The organism is Streptococcus sp. HMSC067A03 (assembly GCF_001814295.1).
GTDB lineage: Bacteria > Bacillota > Bacilli > Lactobacillales > Streptococcaceae > Streptococcus > Streptococcus constellatus.
This window is the reverse complement of record NZ_KV815677.1, coordinates 1-728: the sequence shown is the minus strand read 5'-3', so window position 1 is coordinate 728 and position 728 is coordinate 1. Positions and strand designations below refer to the sequence as shown.

The following is a 728-nucleotide window of genomic DNA, read 5'->3' as shown; positions in this document are numbered from 1 at the left end:
AAAACGATGACATTATTAGATGTTCAACATGTTAAAAAGATTTATAAAACGCGCTTTCAAGGTAATCAAGTCGAAGCGCTGAAAGACATTCATTTCACAGTGGAAAAAGGTGATTATGTCGCCATTATGGGGGAGTCTGGTTCTGGGAAATCCACCCTCTTGAATATTCTTGCCATGCTGGATAAGCCAACTGAAGGACGTGTCTTTCTCAACGGTACTGATACAGCAACGATTAAAAACAGTCAAGCTTCTAGCTTCCGGCGGGAGAAATTAGGTTTCGTCTTTCAAGATTTTAACTTGTTAGACACACTGTCAGTCAAGGACAATATTCTCTTGCCACTCGTCCTATCGCGCCGTCCCATCACGGAAATGATGCAAAAGCTAGTTACAATTTGTAACGAATTGGGAATTAACCAACTGCAAGAAAAATTTCCCTATGAAATTTCAGGTGGTCAAAAGCAACGGGTGGCAGTGGCACGAGCGATTATTACTGAGCCGGAGATTTTATTAGCGGACGAGCCAACTGGGGCGCTTGATTCAAAATCCTCTGCGGCGCTTTTAGATGTATTTGATGACATTAATGATCGTGGTCAAACGATACTTATGGTGACGCATTCGACAGCGGCGGCAAGTCGCGCCAAACGTGTGCTCTTTATCAAGGATGGGATTTTGTACAATCAGATTTTCCGAGGCGACAAGACGGAGCGGCAGATGTTCCAAGAGATTTC

The 728-nt window shown here is 43.5% G+C and carries 1 protein-coding gene; it reads left to right on the top strand.

Going from position 1 to position 728, the window contains the following annotated elements:
- Positions 1 to 6: 6 nt before the first annotated feature.
- The coding region (locus HMPREF2963_RS06895) for an ABC transporter ATP-binding protein (protein WP_070669277.1) at positions 7 to 728 on the top strand (722 nt) is incomplete at its 3' end.